Here is a 17,409-nt window from a genome sequence, read left to right as displayed (position 1 = left end):
GAATGAAGTAAACTTCATTCCCTTTCTCTTCCCAATCCCTATAAATAATTGACAATTGTGCGACAATTGCCCGCGCTATTGTTCTAAATTACTCATTCGATACTGCGAAAGCGACATACCTGTATGCTTTCTAAAAAAACGTCCAAGCGACGATTGATTCGCAAAGTTCGTTTTTATGGCTATTTCCTGAATATTCAGGTTTGTATTCTTCAATAAAGCCTTGATTTCTAATATGATGTATTCGACTATCCAATCTTTAGCAGATTTCCCGCTTGTTTCCTTGATTACCATAGTCAGGTATTTGGAAGTAATACACAGTTTATCTGCATAAAAAGCTACATCCTTATTCTCCTTAAAATGCTTCATGATAAGCCCAAAGAATTTATTAGCTAATTCTTCTTTACGGGTATCCCTGCGGACAGTCATCAAGGTCGATTCCTTTTGATAAGCATTGAACAGTTCCAGATACAGATACCTCAACAAATGAATAATCAGCTCCCGCCTATATATATCTTGAGAAGTAACTTTATCTTTTATCATACCCAGATAATTATACATCCGAGGAATGTCGCGTTCCGATTGCGGATACCAATAATGACTCCGCATATAGAAAAAGAAATGCGGAGAAAATCGGGGCACACCACTTAACGCATCACTAAACAGTGAAGTAGATATTACCATCGTAACGGTCGAAAAATCTTCACTTGGCTCACTAAATGAGACAAATTGTCCGGGTAATAATATAATCAATTCCTCCGGTTGTATCCAGTGTACATCCTCATGCACTGTGATTTTAGCCCTTCCACTTAAACAATAAATAATCAATGCTGATTGATTATTAGAAGGATAAGAAGTCAGAGGAAGATACTTCAGATTTTGATAAAACTTAAAATCGTCACCCAGGACGTATATCTCTAATGTCTCTCTATTTTTAATGTCTAACATTTAACACCTTTCTAAACTAAGTCTTTTTACAAATGTATAACTTCCTAATTTACCACACACCAAAACTGGAAATATAGTATCATACTAGGGAAATCAAACACCTTTTATTTGCATTAATTTATAAACAAACTCACTGATTGTTAGTTCATTTGTCATTTTCCTATTTAGTTTTATTATAGACTTCCCTACTTTTTATAGTGTTTTTAGGACAGGAAAAGGATTAATGCTTTCAAATGAAAAATAAGCAGATTGTTTTCCAATTCAAGCAAAATTAAAAAATGTACTTTTATATCACATAAGAGGCAATCAAAAGAACTACCAACTCATTGAGAAAAAGATTTGCATAGTCCCAAGAAAGACTAATAATCAGAATAATAGCTATAAATCGGCACAATTCATACTAGAAAAATCAACGGATTATTTGCTATTTAAAAATTAATCAGTACTTTTGCATCCGCAATTCGGGGTGTAGCTCAGCCCGGTTAGAGTACTCGTCTGGGGGGCGTGAAAAGAGTAAAGGATTTTCATTTTACAATCACATATAAAACAAGGAATTAGATGGTTATCTAGTTCCTTTATTTTTTGGCTCGATTACGTATTCATTACCTCTTTCGGGAAACTTAATCCAAACTAAAGCAAATTGCAGTGCAAAACCTCTTTTGTGTTCTTCGTGTTTTTATCACAATAAATACCTTACCACAGACTCCCAATTTGGAAACCGTTCAGAACCAAACAATATAAGTTCACCTTTAAAATCAGCAGCACCATTCTTTTTCCTGTCATCTATTAAATAATCACCTGTATTCAAGTTTTTATGATGCGACAATATTAAACGCTTATAGCATACCTCACCCAAATAACGCTTCACCCATTCTAATTTGTCAGCCCATGCACTTGGATTATTCCATGGAGCTGTTGATAAGATGTAAATATCGTATTTGTCTTTTAAGCGATTCATAGCATCTATCGCCCCTTCATTGGGTCGCATTTTTGCAAATATATTAGGGACTTCGTCATAACACCCCGCATATCGGCTTTTTAACTCCTCATTTAAGGCGTCTATGCCCGATTGGAAGTTTACCAATACATTATCCATGTCTACATATAGAACTTTCTTATTTGAACGCCGTTCGAGGTACTCCAACGCTTCTTTATATGTTTCCAGCTTCCAATGTGTCTTACCATTCAAACGGGTTACATCCATATTATCTTTTAGGTCTTGTATTTTAACCTTCGTTGCCAAGTGGTTAGTAGAGACACGCTCTATAAACGTTTTATAATCTTCCCCCTCCTCTTTAGTCAGGCATTTTAAAGCCTCCAGTAACTTGTCATTAAATCCTTCCGTCTTCAAATCCTCAAATGTCATAGTAGTATTCTCTACAACATCATGCAACAATGCTACTATCTTTTCATCCTCTGTTTGACAGTGTAAAGCAACTCTGACTGGATGCAATATATACGGACTGCCACCTTTGTCTAACTGTCCAATATGAGCCTTATAGGCAATCTCCAATGCTTTATTTTGATTCATAAGACAATTTAATCTACTGATTTACCATCACGCAACCATTCGTTCTTCAAACGGGTAATTTCCAAGTCTGCGTCATCAGCATCGTTTGGTACATCGTAACCAAACTTCTTGCGTTCCTCGGGGGAAGCGGCTTGAGATCTACGCTTAAACTCCTTTTCGCCCTCTGTAATTATAAATTCGTAGGACTTTTCAATGTTGTTGTCATTCTTTGCCATAGTGTAATTTCTATAGATTAATCTACTGGTTCACCATCGTTCAACCATTCTGTAAATGCTTGGATATACGCCAAATCCTCTGCATCAGCATCATTAGGTACATCCACACTTACCGGAAGTCCTTTGGCGACCTGTGCTTGGTGTATCCTTTTCATATCACGGTTAAATTCACTTTTTCCAAAATCGTAAGATTTTTCAATGTTGTTGTCATTCTTTGCCATAGTGTAATTTCTTTAGATTAATCTACAGGTTCACCGTCATTCAACCAATCACGGAAAGCCATACTTCTAGCCAAATCCTCTGCATCTGCATCATTAGGCACATCTACACTTACCGGAAGTCCTTGCGCCACCTGTTTTTGCCATAACCTTTTCATATTACGTTCATATTCACTTTTTCCAAAATCGTAAGATTTTTCAATGTTGTTTTTGTCTTTTTCTGCCATAGTAATATAATTGCATTGATTATACATAAACTTGCTAAATTCCCCCATTATCCTTCACATCTACACAGATGCAGCATCAACACAAACTAATTACGACAAATATAATTAAAAATATCCCATTTATATCGTTTTTTAAGATAATATTTGATATATTCGTCGGAAATAAAAGCTAAATATCAATATTTACTCTTAACACCGACAAATATGAAAACTACAGATTACAAACTGTACAGTTATAAAATGAAGCATGACAACCGTTTTGCTCCAAACCCTTTATTTGGAGTACTGACACTTGCAACATGTAAGCCTGCAATGCGTCGCAACACCAAAATAGGAAACTGGATTGCGGGATGGACTTCAAAATACCTAAAGGACAGTCCGACCGAAGTTGGAAAAGAAAAACTTGTCTATTTAGCAAAAGTGACACAAAAACTTTCTTTTGCTGAATACTGGGAAAAGTATGAACAAAAACGCCCTATTAAAACAGAGGATACGAAAGTTATACAACGCTATGGAGACAACATATATAAACCAAACCCAACTAACCCTAAAGAATTTATACAAATAGAAAATAATTTCCATGGGAAAGACAAAGCGGACAAAGACTTGAGAGGGGAATATGTTCTTATCTGTGAAGAATTTTACTATTTCAGCCGTTTATCCCCACTGGATATACCTAATGAATTTCATCCCAACATACCTAAAGTGCAAACAAGCTATGGAGTAATAACAAAAGACGCATCAGAATTTATAAACTACGTCAAACAACATGTTGAACAATGCAAATACACTGATGCCAAATGAAAGTTATACTAAGTAGAAAAGGTTTTGATTCCCAATATGGTGGAATGCCTAGTCCAATACTACCGGACGGAACATTACTGTCATTGCCAATACCCTCTAAAACAGATATGGAAACAAAGTATAGAGATTTATACTATGGCAATAGTTCATATTACGATATCATCAATACTTTAAGCCCCAACAACAAAATAAAAGAAGAATATAACTGCCATTTAGACCCCGATATCAGAGAGGGAATAAAGAACAGACCAATGGGATGGAGGCCTGTATTCGGACAAGAAAAGACAGCATTAAGACATCTACAAAAGCAGGGAGTGGGAATCGGTGACTTGTTTTTATTCTTTGGTTGGTTTAGGCAAACGGAGTACATTGCCGGACAATTACGTTATAAAAAAGACGCTCCGGATTGGCATGTTATATACGGCTATCTTCAAATAGGAGAAATCATTGACACTCCTACCAATATCCCCGCATGGTTAAACGGACACCCACATGCAAAAATGGAAAGATGGAACAGTCCAAATGTCATTTATACGGCATCTTCCAAACTTTCATTTTTACCACAACTATCTGGAGCCAGATGCTTGCAGTTTTCAAACAGGCTTGTACTTACTAAAGAAAAATGCAGTAGGAGAGTATGGAATTTACCCGATTTTTTCCGGCAAATTCCAATAAGCTATAACGCAAATTCCTGGAAAGAGAACTGTTTCATTTCTGCAGCCAAAGGTCAAGAGTTTGTTTTTGAAGCAAACGACAACGTCTTGGAATGGATAAAAGACATAATACAGTAACAAAAACATTTTCCAAAAGGAATTGACGAATATACAACTGTCGGACTTCCTATTTATGTATTAATAGACAGATTAGGAAACGCTCGTTATGCAAACAAAAATGAACAACACAAATTGCAGATATGCAGCCAATCAGAAGAACTGGAAAACAGTTGCGAAGAGGGCTGACCCCTAAATATTTTAGAGAGAAACGTCAATGAGGCTTCCTAAACCCTTTTATCACTTTTGTTATTGAGACCTCACAATTAGCCTCAACAGACCCAAACATAAAAACTCGTATTAGAGCGTTATTAGCCATTTCATCATTCAACCGAATAAAATATACCTTTAAAGAATAAAAATGGCTATACGCGTCTAATAGAGATATTACATACAAGATTCAACCTGACAATAAATATAAAAAGCAGATTATAAACATAGGATAGCAACTTACATAGATGGCAATTCCAGAGGTTCACCATCGTCGTAATCATCATAATTATTCTGCCTTCGTCAATGCGTCACCCTAAACCTTACAATTTTATCAACTAATAAGTTGATTATCTATTGAAAAAGTACTGAAGTCAAGGGGGTACTATCTTCGTTATTATCATTGTCATCCTCATTAGGTAAACTATCCTCAATAAAAGGTGAGCAAATATCCTCTACCAATGCACCCTCCTCAAAATCATCGTCATCCGTATTATTTGCAGCCATAATTTCCCGCCCCTCATCAGAGTTAGCGTACCGGGCTTTTCCATCTTTGTCAACAAGTACAAAAATTGGTCTACCGACATAGCCACCATCCTCAAAAAACACGAATACAACGTGATGCCCCTTATAATCTTCTTGGGGTATAAACTCAAACCCCTCGGTGTGAACTACGAACTTCTTGACTATCGCCAAGATAACTTCTTCTGTCATTTTACTCATATTTCTTTGCGTATTTAATGATAACATCTGATCTATTAAAAAGTAGATTATAAACTAGGATGTCAACTTACATAGGTGGTAATTCTATATACCCCTCGTCCTCTTCCTCATCATCCTCTTCCTTCTCAACCTCTTTAACCTCTTCATCCTCTTCCTCCTCAACCTCTCCTCGGTAGGGTTCGCACGCTTCAATATTTCATAATTTTCTTCGTACGTGGCGTATCGGGCTTTACCCAATTTATCAATCAGTACATAAATAGGAAGACCAACATTTATTTCACCTGTCACGCCTTCTGGAAACGCTAAAAATACAAAATTATCTTTGTAGTTTTCCAACGTTTTTACATCAAATCCTTCTGTCCCTTTTAGAAACCTCTTAGCTATCTCTAGGGCAACCTTTTCTGTCATTTTACTCATATTGCATTGCGTAATTAGTGATAATATCTGGTCTATTTAAGAGTGTATTGTAAATTGGGGTGTCCGATCTACATTAGCAGGTCTAATATTAGCTTACTAACATCTTCGTTCATTTCCCCATCCCTCCTTGCAAAACTACCATCTTTTGACAATGCAAATATAACAAATCCATGGACAAAAGCAAAGATTTCTCGCCATTACAGAACTACATCACTAGAAGATATCATCGCATAGAATAGATTTTTCCAAGTCTATAAAACGAATTAAGAACGAATCCTACATAGTCTATCGATACCCCAACAATAACCTCATCACATACTCAACCATAAAAGTTCGTATTAGAGCGTTTTTAGCCATTTTCCACCCAACCGAGTAAAGTATACCTTTAAGGAATAAAAATGGCAATACACACCTGATAGAGGGTTTATATACAAGATTCGACCTGATAATAAATAAAAGAGTAAAGGCAAACGTTCATAACGTTTGGATTCTAGTCTTTTGATTATTGTCAGGTCGAATCTTATTAGTCAATTGATTTACAAACTGCATCAAATATTTTCTCTTTCAATTCTTCCGTTGATTCATCAAGCGTATATCCTCCTTTCAGCAACTTCATAACCTCCCTCTTCATACGTTCAGCCCTCTTATCTCCTTTTTTACTACAATTATCTATCAATTTCACAAAATCCGTCCCATTTCTATACAGTTTTATTATAGCCCATTTCCCTAGTTCAGACAAAGTCATATCAAAGTTAAATTCCAAATCACCCTTTTTCACTATATCATCATAAATAAGAAACGATTTAGCTATCAACTCGCAATAAATATCATCAGTTCCATTACACACTTCCCCCACTTTTATAATACGACCAAAATAATGTTTAAGCCAACCACGCATATATCTAATTTCACATCGTAGGATATTCTTATTCAAAAGTTCTTCCGTTAAATGACAATCGTTATGCTTTTGAGCTTCTGCTATCTTATCATAGAAACACAGCTTACACCACCCCTGCTCATAATATAAACTTCCTTTTCTTTCTATTCTATCAAACTTAGCCAAATTACCTAAGGAAGAAAAATAATAACTAGGGGGATTAACTACCTCCACATCAATAGCTATATCAATACGGCTTATAACAGCTTGCTTTAATGGTAAACCAAATACTGCACTTAACTTATCAATAGCCAACCCCAATTCTATATATGATAGAGGTTTTAAATTAGTACCGTAGTAGTATTTAGGGAAGCTACCCTCAATACGGACAAAGGTAGGCTCGATATAGACCCTAAGATTTTTATAAGTGCCTATGATATGAAACTCATTACTATTTTTGCGGTCGACATTAATCCTGACACCTACTTCACTCATTAAATCGATATACCCACTATCCATTGACGGAGTATATACTAAACATAGTGTATCAATCATTTTTTTAACTTATTTGGGTTATTATAAAAATGAGCAGTCCGAGCCGCTAGCATTTCATTCATTTCTTCTACATACTCTTCATTAGTACCTTGCCGACGAGCCATTTTCCATTCGCGAATTTCATCACGATAAAAGAAAACTGCACGTCCTTCTCCCTTTCTCCGATAACATGGAATCTCACCTTTACTAGTTAATTTATAAAGCGTTTGTATAGCATATCCCGTAAATTCGCTACAAAGTTTAATTCCAAATTCCTCCGGGTAATCTTCTAGCTTTTTAAGTACTATTCCAGTATTCCCTTTATCGTTTACAGGTTTAGATGAGGCTACTCCAAGACTACTAACAACAACATCCCGAAACACCCTTATTTGAGCCAACATCATATTTCCCCAATCCATCTTCAAAAAACGGATATCATTATCGTCTAACGCCTTCTCCATTGCATCACGATGATAATCATTTATAAAACCTTTACTGGATATAGCAGCATACAGAGTTTCGGCTGTTAGCAATCTCTTTCCCTCTTTCCGCCACAATTCCTCTTCAAAATATAATTCATCCACTTCACCCATACTACATTTACCCTCTTTCCATTCTTTTATTTTATCCTCGTAACGGGAAATAAAGGAAAGACTTTTCCAGTTGACAATAGCCTCATCAACAGTTTTCAGCACTTGTTCCAGTTTTTTCTTGTCACCATGGGTCAGACTTTCAAGATAAAACCTAAAATCCGTTTCACACCATTCATCCGCTTCCCCTCGGAGCAACTTGTTTATCAAGTTGCCCAGAGGCATAACACAGTCATTTTTCATTCGTTTTTAACTATAATAAATTTATTGTTCTGTCTAATATGATAGTATCAAAACTATCAAGATATGTATTCGTCGTTTCAAGGTTGGCATGTCCCATTACTTGGCTGATAACCTCACGCGGAACATTCTTTCCCTGCAACTGCATTGCCATTGTATGACGGGCAACATAAGTGGTCAGTTTTATTCCAATATTTAATTTTTCACCAAGTTTCTTCATGTTGTTATTAATCCTTTTGTATCTCGTACGTCTATGCTCGTAGCATAACTCTTCTTCACCATAATCTTTGGTTATCAAAGGAAGAAGATAATCCCCCATCAGAGGAGTGTTCGATTTAAACCAATCCAACAGTTCTTTTATAGGTTCATTTATCTTTATTATTATGGGTTTCATCTCTTTGGCACTCTGCGTTTTGTGCCTTTTGTATACAATATGTTCACCCGTCGCCAATACTTTAATATTAGCGGAAGTCAATTTCGCCATGTCCACCATACTCATTCCAAAACAATAGTAGGAAAACAGAAAGAGCCTGCGGGCACGCTCCAAAACAAAATCCTCTTGTGGTGATTCTTTTATAAGTTCCAGTTCTTGCGGAAGCAAATATCTTTTTTCCGTTACCTCCGCCAATTTACCCAATTCAAAACCACCTTTTCCAAACGGATAGGTATCCAAAGAACATTTCTTTTCCTTTATAGCCTTATTTAGTATCACACTTAAAGGTTTCAAATAAATCCTTCGGGTATTACCACAACACCCCCGTTTTTCCAATGCTGCATTAAATCCGGTCACATACTTAAAATCAATTTCCGTACAAGTCCGTTCCTTTATTTTCTTATCATACTTTTCCAACATTCTAAGAGTTCCTTCAAACTTTTTAGCATTTCCTATATGACCAGCAGTCTTCAAAAAGCTTATATGTTCAACAAAAATATCATATACCCTATTTTCCCTATTCTTACAGCAAAATTCTTCCTCAAATTGAATTAACGACCAATTTTGCCTTTTTTCCGCAAACATCAACAAAATTTTCCCCGCACGATCTTCGCAGGAGTTTAAAAACAAATTATCCCTTTCATAATTTGGACATACACGCTTATCTTTCTTAAAACGATCGGCATCGTCATTCCACTGTACTCCTTGCGCTGATAGTCCCAAACTGATATATTTTCGTTTTCCATCCTTAGATATACGCAAACATACAGGGTAACTTCCATCTCTCTTTTGGTTGCTCTTATAGAGCATGATTTTCATTTTTTCCATAATCTATTTTTTTTAATTATTCAGTATATACGTAAGTCGCAAAAGAGTACATTTGCAATTTTGACGATTTTTGACGTATAAAATTACACTTTTCACACAACGCCACAATGAAAAGTAAATATATTTCAACAATTAAAATGATTTAACAGTTAATTACCAAAACATACTGTGCTACTTTATCGATTACATAATCATTACTTATTCATTACACGTTTTATCCAATTTAGTACAACCAAAAGCAAATTATAGAAGCAAATAAATACCAATTAAGAATTATAAGGGTAGGAGAACCCTCTCTCTTCACCTTTACAATCAGAGTTATTAAGCACAAATTGCATACGACATATTTCGCTAGCAATCAAATAATTAATAGAAGATCCCTTTTAATAAAGTAACAAATTTCACGTATTTTATTTGCTATTTAAAAATTAATCAGTACTTTTGCATCCGCAATTCGGGGTGTAGCTCAGCCCGGTTAGAGTACTCGTCTGGGGGGCGAGTGGTCGCTGGTTCGAATCCAGTCACCCCGACTGGTGAAAGAGGTTAGAAGCCGAATGGGTTCTGACCTCTTTTTATTTAAAAAAACAATGAAAGAAGATCCTAGACATATCCGCATCAGTGAATACAATTATCCTCTTCCGGATGAACGTATTGCTAAATTCCCGTTGCCTATCCGCGACCAGTCCAAACTCCTAATATATCGTCGGGGGGAAGTAAGTGAGGATATCTTCACCTCTTTACCGGAATATCTTCCGCAAGGCAGTCTGATGATATTCAATAATACGAAAGTCATTCAAGCACGTCTTCATTTCCGGAAAGAAACAGGAGCACTGATTGAAGTATTCTGCCTCGAACCGATTCAGCCGAATGATTATGTATTAAACTTCCAACAGACAGAACATGCCGCCTGGCTTTGTATGATCGGTAACCTGAAAAAATGGAAAGATGGAGAATTAAAGCGAGAAATGACAGTCAAAGGACTTACAATCACATTAACCGCCGCCAGAGGAGAATGCAGAGGAACCTGTCACTGGGTAAATTTTTCATGGGATAATCCGGAAGTAACGTTTGCCGATATTCTTGAAGTATTCGGAGAACTTCCTATCCCTCCTTACTTAAACCGGAATACGGAAGAAAGTGATAAGGAAACTTATCAGACTGTTTACTCTAAGATTAAAGGTTCGGTAGCTGCGCCTACGGCCGGTTTACATTTCACCCCGCGAGTGTTGGATGCACTACAGGAGAAAAGCATCGATCTTGAAGAGTTAACATTACATGTAGGAGCCGGAACATTCAAACCCGTAAAAAGTGAAGAGATCGAAGATCATGAAATGCATACAGAATATATATCGGTCAATCGGAGCACAATTAAAAAACTAATAGACCATGACGGTTGTGCCATTGCCGTAGGAACTACTTCTGTACGCACTCTCGAAAGCTTGTATCACATTGGAGTTATTTTAGCAGATCATCCGGACGCTACTGAAGAAGAATTGCACGTCAAACAGTGGCAGCCTTATGAAAAATACGATCAGATACCTCCGGTGGTTGCACTACAAAAGATATTGGGTTATCTCGATAGAAATGGACTCGAAGCACTCCATACCAGTACACAAATTATTATAGCTCCTGGATATCAGTACAAGATAGTGAAAGCGATGGTCACTAACTTTCATCAGCCACAAAGTACCCTGCTATTATTGGTTTCTGCTTTCGTAAAAGGAAACTGGCGTGCGATTTATGATTACGCTTTAGCACATGATTTCCGATTCCTAAGTTATGGAGATTCTTCCTTATTAATACCATAAATTTCTACACCCAATAGAATCGATCTAGTTCACTAAAAACAAAAGCACAATGTTAAGCGATAATAATCAAGAAATGTTCCCCGTCGTAGACGAACAAGGAAATATCACCGGAACAGCCACTCGTGGGGAATGTCATAGCGGCAGCAAACTACTTCATCCGGTAGTCCATCTTCACATTTTCAATACCCGTGGAGAGTTGTATCTGCAGAAACGTCCCGAATGGAAAGACATCCAACCGGGGAAATGGGATACAGCCGTAGGTGGACATATTGACTTGGGCGAAAGCGTAGAAATCGCTCTAAAGAGAGAAGTCCATGAAGAATTAGGCATCACGGACTTTACTCCTGAACTACTTACTAATTATATTTTCGAATCCGAACGTGAAAAAGAACTTGTCTTTGTTCACAAGACTGTTTACGATGGAGAAATCCATCCCAGTGAAGAACTGGACGGAGGACGATTCTGGACCATTGAAGAAATAAAAGAGAACTTAGGAAAAGGGATTTTTACTCCCAATTTCGAAAGCGAATTGCAGAAAGTCTCTCTTATTCCTTCTCTATCCAAGTAACGATTTTTTCAGAAAACGGACTTTCTTTAGGAGAGGCAAAGCCCACCCAGTTTCCATTCTCATCAATCATGAATTTCTGGAAATTCCACTGAACCGACGCATCTTCTTTACCATTCAGCTTCTTCTCTGTCAGCCATTGATAAAGAGGAGCGATTTCTTTCCCTTTGACGGAAATCTTAGCCATCATCGGAAAAGTGACACCGTAGTTCAAAGAACAGAATTGAGCTATTTCCTCATTACTTCCAGGTTCTTGCCCCATAAAGTTATTTGCCGGAAAACCGATTATTACAAAGTCTTTATCTTTATATTTCTCATATAATTTCTCCAGTTGAGCATACTGTGGCGTCAGTCCGCACTTGGAAGCCACGTTGACCACAAGCACTTTCTTACCTTTCAATGAAGAAAGAGAAAATTCTTTGCCATCAATCGTTTTCACTGCAAAATCATAAAAAGACTTGTTCTGCGCTTCCAAAGAAACGGCAAACAACAGACTTACCATCATCAAGACGAATGTTTTCATGGTGAATATACATTTAGTTTGTTTTTATAATAAACGAACCAATGTGAAGAAATGTTCTGTTATTCTATAATAGCTGCAAAACCTCCGTTTCTAACCATCTTAACGGTCAACAGCTCTCCGACTTTCACCTGCGATGACTTACAACGATAATCCATCGCCTGACGTCCTGCATTGATGCCATCTTCGAAAGATGTCATCTGATAAGAACGGCCTTTATTCAAAAAATCCAGCTTGATGGTAAATTCACGTTCTTTTTCACCATTGTTGGCGATTCCTCCTATGAACCACTTATCACCTTTACGTTTCGCTACAATTACGTATTCACCGGCTTTAGCTTCCAGTGCCACTGTCTCATCCCAAGTTACAGGAACTTGTGTAATGAAGCGGGTACAATCTTCATTGCGATAATAAAGAGTCGGATTGTCCGCCAACATCTGCAGAGCGCTTTCGAAAACCACAAACAATGCCAACTGATAAGCACGTGTTCCGATACTGGCAGCATTAGGGCGCTCTGCTCTATATACATTAGGCTGCATACTAATCATAGCTCCGGGAGTATAATCCATCGGACCAACTGCATTACGTATAAACGGTAAATACAGACTGTTATCCGGATAGCATCCTCCCATTTGTTCCATACCACGCACTCCTTCGTAAGAAAGGACATTCGGATATTTATATTCTAATCCAGCCGGTTTAAAAGAACCATGAAAATCAACAAACAAGTGATATTTAGCAGCTTCACGAGCTACCCGTTCGTAATAGTTGACCATCCACTGGTCACTTCTATCCATAAAATCAATCTTAAGTCCTTTCACTCCCCATTCATTGAAAGTTTTGAATAGATCAAAATTATTTTCCACAGTCAACCATGTCAGCCAAAGCACAATCCCTACATTCCTTTCTTTGCCATAACGAATCAGTTCATGCAAATCTACTTTAGGATTCGGCGTATAAGGGTCACGAGTACTTTCGGCCCAGCCTTCATCCATAATAATATAAGGAATATCGAATTTGGAAGCAAAGTCGATGTAATACTTATAAGTCGCCAGATTATAGCCAGCAACAAAATTCACATCGGGCCCGTAAGGAGAGGCGTCATTCCACCATTCCCAACTTACTTGTCCCGGCTTTATCCATGAAACGTCTTGAAGCTGATTTTTTTCGGCAAGTCGATAAGTCATTGTATTTTCAATCAGCTGCTTATCATTCCTACTTATCACAAAGTAACGCCAAGGATAATTTCTCGTACCTTTTGTCTTGGCAATATAATCAGCTTCCTCTGTGATTTTCACACTACGATCACCACTTTCCGTAAAAGCAAGCGGAGTCTTAGGAAAAGTAGAGATCAGTCCATTTTCACCTGTTCCTTTGAGAAACATACATGGATAATCGGTCAGGTCCGATTCACTGATTAATATCTTATAATCTTTCTTTGTGTCAATCAAAGCGGGCAGAACAGCCATTTTATCTTCCGGCTTCCATGTGTTACTCCAAATATGTGTATAAGGTTCTTCATAAGCTGTTTTGAAACCTCCCGGTTGTTGCAAGTGAAGCAGATAATCCGACGGGAAGTTGATAGCAAATTCTTCACTCATTACCTCAACATCACCTTTTTGCGAGGTAAGGAACCGATAAGCAACTCCATCGTCAAAGGCACGGAACTCTACTGAATAATCTTTGAAAGTCAGTAGCAATTGATTATAACGATTATTGATTTTCGAATATTTCAAGGGCACAACAGGAGTTAAATACTCGTCGATACTCATACGCTTCTGACGACGCAACTTAGGATTCTGCCCCAACACTTGATTCTTCAGAGTCAACTGAATAGAGTTATCTTTCAATAATACTTCTCCGTTGTAATCTATACTGTAATAGATTTTATCCGAAAGATTAAATAGTACTTTTATTTCTCCATTGGGAGATACTAACTCGAATTTGTTCTGGGAATGAAGTAGTGATGCCAAGCACAGGAACATCAATAGCAATAAATACTTTCTCATTGTTTCTATTTTATGTTATACCGTAATTTGAAAGACTTTATACAAAGATAAAGATTCTGTTTAAAGTCCGTATTAAAACCTCACTGTTTTTCTTGGAAAAGATAACGATGAAGCTACTGCCTCATTCTGACACTGCACGTTTATAATTCAACCTACCACTCCTTACCAAATCCAACTTTATGTCATTATTTACATCATACTTCAAATAAGAAAGAAATTCTCCGTTATAATCTATATATTACATAGGTTACAACGGAGAATTCCAATATACCAGAACCTCACTTAGCATTAATTTAAAGGACTAGGCAATACTCCTTCAAAGGTCATCTTCACCATATTATAATGTACCCAACTACCATGATACATATAATATGCCCGTCATCATCTTTGAATGCAAACTAATCAACAGGTCGAGCTGCATGGACTATCTTATCAATTAGAAATTCACCTAAAGCATCCTTAAAACGGGCTTGCAAGACGATTTAATATAACTACGCCAATCCCCTGCTTCACCATTATTCTGAACATCATTTACTCTGAAAAATACAACTTCTTCAAGGCCGACATATCAACTAAAAAAAACAGGATTACCACTCTTTTTTCTTTTCTGAAAAATTTACCTGATATTTCATTGTCTTTCCCGGTAACGACAAAGAAGGAGCTACCGCTTCATCTGATACGGCACGCTTATAGTTCGGTTTACTGCTCATGATAAAACGCAGTTTCACGCCATCACGTATATCCGCATACTTCAAATAGGATTTGTCATATTTCTTACCATTAACATATAATTCCTTCACATACACATTCTTCGGCGACCAATTATCTGCTGTCATTTCAATCACCTTTCCATTACTCATCTGAACGGATATACCCTTAACACAAGGTGAACCTATATTATAGACATTACTTGACGGAGCAACCGGATAAAAGCCCAAACAATTGAACATATACCAAGCAGACATCTGACCGCAATCATCATTTCCACTCAAGGCATCCGGCGTATCGCCATAGAAACGATCAACAATGGTACGAATCCATTTCTGACATTTCCAAGGTTCTTTCAGATAGTTATAAAGATAAGCCACATGATGACAGGGCTCATTTCCATGCCAATAAGCACCGATACGTCCCTGAATGTCATGAGCACCCGGAATATCATCCGGTAATTCCACCGTGAACAATTCATCCAGACGATTACGGAACCACTCCTCACCGGCTTCATTTATATACCCTTGTACATCTTGTGGGACATACCAAGTATATTGGACCGTAAAACCTTCCGTTATATCTCCCCAGCCATGCACAGAACCGGGCCCCTGATAAGCAACGGGAGTAAACGGAGTACGCCAGCCACCCTTACTGTCACGTCCGCGCATATACTTCGTTTCGGGATCGATCAGAGTCTGATAAGACAATGCCCGATTCAGGAAATATCGGTAATCACCTTCCTTACCTAACTTCTTGGCTGCCTGTGCGATGCAATAATCATCATAAGCATATTCCAACGTCTTGGAAACGGATTCCGCTTCCTTATCGAAAGGCACATATCCCATTGCACGATATTCCGGCAGACAATCGTAATTCGGATTCATCGCCGTAGTCTTCATCGCTTCGTAAGCACGTTCATAATCGAAGCCTTTGACCTCTTTCACGATCATGTCCGCCAAAACGGAGACTGCATGGTAACCAATCATACACCAGGTTTCATTTCCATAGAACGACCAAATAGGAAGCATCTTCTCTACGCTCTTGTCATAATGTGCCAACATCGAATTGGCAATATTGGCATTTACATCCTGCTGCACAAGGTTGAACCAAGGATGCAAGGCACGATAAGTATCCCAAAGAGAAAATACAGTATAGTTGGTGAAGCCTTCCGCTTTCTCTATATTCTTGTCTAGTCCGCGGAACTGCCCGTCTGAATCCTGAAAGATGAACGGATGCAAAGCCGCATGGTAAGCCGACGTATAGAAAGTTCTTTTCGTTTTAAGATCGGCAGTAAGGGTATATTTCCCTAGTTCCTTTTCCCACAGAGCTTCACCTCTGGCTTTCAGATCATCGAAAGTCAGTCCGGAAAGTTCTTCTATATTATTCTTCGCACCATTCGTGCTGACTGACGAGATGGCAGTTTTCACAATCACCTCCTCTCCAGCTTTTGTTTCAAAAGAGATGCAGGCCATCAGATTCTTGCCCCAAGTCTCGTAGCAGCTACGGAAACGGGAAGTGTTATAAATCACCGGCTTCTTATCTTGCATAAAACGCAGTCCGGTCAACTTTTTAGAAAAAGTAGCCGTAAAATAGACATGGCGTTCCGGTCCCCAGCCCTTCACCAGTTTATAGCCGGTGATGGTAGAGTCGTTCTCCATGCGCAGATTCGCCCATTCACAAGATTGCCATAAAGTATGATTCATGTCAATCATGATAAAAGACTTGTCTGATTGAGGGTAAGTAAAGCGGAACATACCGCTACGCACGCCTGATGTCATTTCAGCCTTCACTCCATAGTCTGTCAATTCTACCGCATAATAATTGGGGGATGCCCACTCCCTTTCATGTGAATAATGGGAACGGTATCCTTTTTCCGGATTCTCACGAGTACCCGGTTCTAGTTTCATTTCCCCGGTTCCCGGAATGAACAGGAAATCTCCTAAGTCAGGTATGCCAGTCCCACTCAAATGAGTCAAGCTGAACCCTAATAATGTGGAGTGATTGTATTTGTAACCGGAAGCGGCATCATAGAATTTGCTGTCTGTATCCGGACTCATCTGGATTCCTCCGAAAGGAATCTGTGCACCCGGATAGACATTCCCATAACCGTCCGTCCCCACAAATGGATTCACATAATCAATCAGCTTTTCGGTTTGAGCCATGCCCGGCAAAGCACTCACCAGGCATAGCCAGACCAAAAACAATCCTCTTTTACCCATTACACTCACCATATT

At 38.1% G+C, this 17,409-nt stretch carries 17 protein-coding genes and 1 tRNA gene; 5 read left to right on the top strand and 13 right to left on the bottom strand.

Annotated elements, in window-relative coordinates:
* Positions 1–75: 75 nt before the first annotated feature.
* The 5 genes from NXV01_RS08910 to NXV01_RS08890 all read right to left on the bottom strand — a co-directional run bounded on the left by NXV01_RS08910 (position 76) and on the right by NXV01_RS08890 (position 3,136).
* A complete protein-coding gene (locus NXV01_RS08910) occupies positions 76–945 on the bottom strand; it encodes an AraC family transcriptional regulator (protein WP_167511842.1) in 870 nt (289 codons plus the stop codon).
* 679 nt (positions 946–1,624) lie between these two features.
* Positions 1,625–2,476: a 5' nucleotidase, NT5C type gene (locus tag NXV01_RS08905; protein WP_259022215.1), complete on the bottom strand. Its 852-nt coding sequence runs from the start codon at positions 2,474–2,476 to the stop codon at positions 1,625–1,627.
* 8 nt (positions 2,477–2,484) lie between these two features.
* Positions 2,485–2,691, bottom strand: a complete 207-nt coding sequence (locus tag NXV01_RS08900; protein WP_259022214.1) for a hypothetical protein — start codon at positions 2,689–2,691, stop codon at positions 2,485–2,487.
* A 17-nt stretch (positions 2,692–2,708) separates the two neighbouring features.
* Positions 2,709–2,912, bottom strand: coding sequence for a hypothetical protein (locus NXV01_RS08895; protein WP_259022213.1), 204 nt, complete (start codon positions 2,910–2,912; stop codon positions 2,709–2,711).
* 17 nt (positions 2,913–2,929) lie between these two features.
* Positions 2,930–3,136, bottom strand: coding sequence for a hypothetical protein (locus NXV01_RS08890; RefSeq protein WP_259022212.1), 207 nt, complete (start codon positions 3,134–3,136; stop codon positions 2,930–2,932).
* A 204-nt stretch (positions 3,137–3,340) separates the two neighbouring features.
* On the opposite strand from NXV01_RS08890, the gene NXV01_RS08885 reads away from it, so the two are divergent.
* Together NXV01_RS08885 and NXV01_RS08880 are read left to right on the top strand one after the other, a co-directional pair.
* A complete protein-coding gene (locus NXV01_RS08885; RefSeq protein WP_259022211.1) occupies positions 3,341–3,940 on the top strand; it encodes a hypothetical protein in 600 nt (199 codons plus the stop codon).
* Entirely contained in the window at positions 3,937–4,731 is a 795-nt protein-coding gene (locus tag NXV01_RS08880; RefSeq protein ID WP_259022210.1) for a hypothetical protein, read from the top strand. Before NXV01_RS08885 ends, NXV01_RS08880 begins: the two co-directional genes overlap by 4 nt.
* A 543-nt stretch (positions 4,732–5,274) precedes the next feature.
* On the opposite strand, the gene NXV01_RS08875 is transcribed toward NXV01_RS08880, so the two are convergent.
* The 5 genes from NXV01_RS08875 to NXV01_RS08855 form a co-directional block, all read right to left on the bottom strand.
* The gene (locus NXV01_RS08875; RefSeq protein ID WP_259022209.1) at positions 5,275–5,643 is read right to left on the bottom strand and encodes a hypothetical protein; all 369 of its coding nucleotides are present in this window, start codon (positions 5,641–5,643) and stop codon (positions 5,275–5,277) included.
* An 84-nt stretch (positions 5,644–5,727) separates the two neighbouring features.
* Complete coding sequence (locus NXV01_RS08870) at positions 5,728–6,060, bottom strand: hypothetical protein (RefSeq protein WP_259022208.1); 333 nt, start codon at positions 6,058–6,060, stop codon at positions 5,728–5,730.
* A gap of 523 nt (positions 6,061–6,583) precedes the next feature.
* A complete protein-coding gene (locus NXV01_RS08865) occupies positions 6,584–7,492 on the bottom strand; it encodes a phage/plasmid replication protein (protein ID WP_259022207.1) in 909 nt (302 codons plus the stop codon).
* On the bottom strand, positions 7,489–8,304 hold the full coding sequence (locus NXV01_RS08860; RefSeq protein ID WP_259022206.1) for an AlpA family transcriptional regulator: 816 nt from the start codon (positions 8,302–8,304) through the stop codon (positions 7,489–7,491). The genes NXV01_RS08865 and NXV01_RS08860 overlap by 4 nt, the downstream gene beginning before the upstream one ends.
* Before the next feature lie 10 nt (positions 8,305–8,314).
* Positions 8,315–9,562, bottom strand: a complete 1,248-nt coding sequence (locus NXV01_RS08855) for a site-specific integrase (RefSeq protein ID WP_259022205.1) — start codon at positions 9,560–9,562, stop codon at positions 8,315–8,317.
* A 455-nt stretch (positions 9,563–10,017) separates the two neighbouring features.
* On the opposite strand from NXV01_RS08855, the gene NXV01_RS08850 reads away from it, so the two are divergent.
* From NXV01_RS08850 to NXV01_RS08840, 3 genes are all read left to right on the top strand, one after another.
* A tRNA-Pro gene (locus NXV01_RS08850) sits at positions 10,018–10,092 on the top strand.
* A gap of 57 nt (positions 10,093–10,149) precedes the next feature.
* Complete coding sequence (locus NXV01_RS08845) at positions 10,150–11,370, top strand: S-adenosylmethionine:tRNA ribosyltransferase-isomerase (RefSeq protein WP_234132336.1); 1,221 nt, start codon at positions 10,150–10,152, stop codon at positions 11,368–11,370.
* A 49-nt stretch (positions 11,371–11,419) separates the two neighbouring features.
* Positions 11,420–11,938, top strand: a complete 519-nt coding sequence (locus NXV01_RS08840; protein ID WP_258979478.1) for an NUDIX domain-containing protein — start codon at positions 11,420–11,422, stop codon at positions 11,936–11,938.
* Here the strand turns inward: NXV01_RS08840 and NXV01_RS08835 are convergent.
* From NXV01_RS08835 to NXV01_RS08825, 3 genes are all read right to left on the bottom strand, one after another.
* The gene (locus NXV01_RS08835; protein WP_148366483.1) at positions 11,916–12,458 is read right to left on the bottom strand and encodes a glutathione peroxidase; all 543 of its coding nucleotides are present in this window, start codon (positions 12,456–12,458) and stop codon (positions 11,916–11,918) included. The two genes, NXV01_RS08840 and NXV01_RS08835, sit on opposite strands and share 23 nt — an antisense overlap.
* A 59-nt stretch (positions 12,459–12,517) precedes the next feature.
* Entirely contained in the window at positions 12,518–14,464 is a 1,947-nt protein-coding gene (locus NXV01_RS08830) for a glycoside hydrolase family 97 protein (RefSeq protein WP_259022204.1), read from the bottom strand.
* A gap of 587 nt (positions 14,465–15,051) precedes the next feature.
* Positions 15,052–17,406, bottom strand: a complete 2,355-nt coding sequence (locus NXV01_RS08825; RefSeq protein ID WP_217721366.1) for a GH92 family glycosyl hydrolase — start codon at positions 17,404–17,406, stop codon at positions 15,052–15,054.
* Between the last annotated feature and the right edge of the window lie 3 nt (positions 17,407–17,409).

This window comes from Bacteroides sp. BFG-606, from assembly GCF_024788145.1.
Classification (GTDB): Bacteria; Bacteroidota; Bacteroidia; order Bacteroidales; family Bacteroidaceae; genus Bacteroides; species Bacteroides vicugnae.
This window is presented reverse-complemented; position numbering and strand designations above follow the sequence as displayed.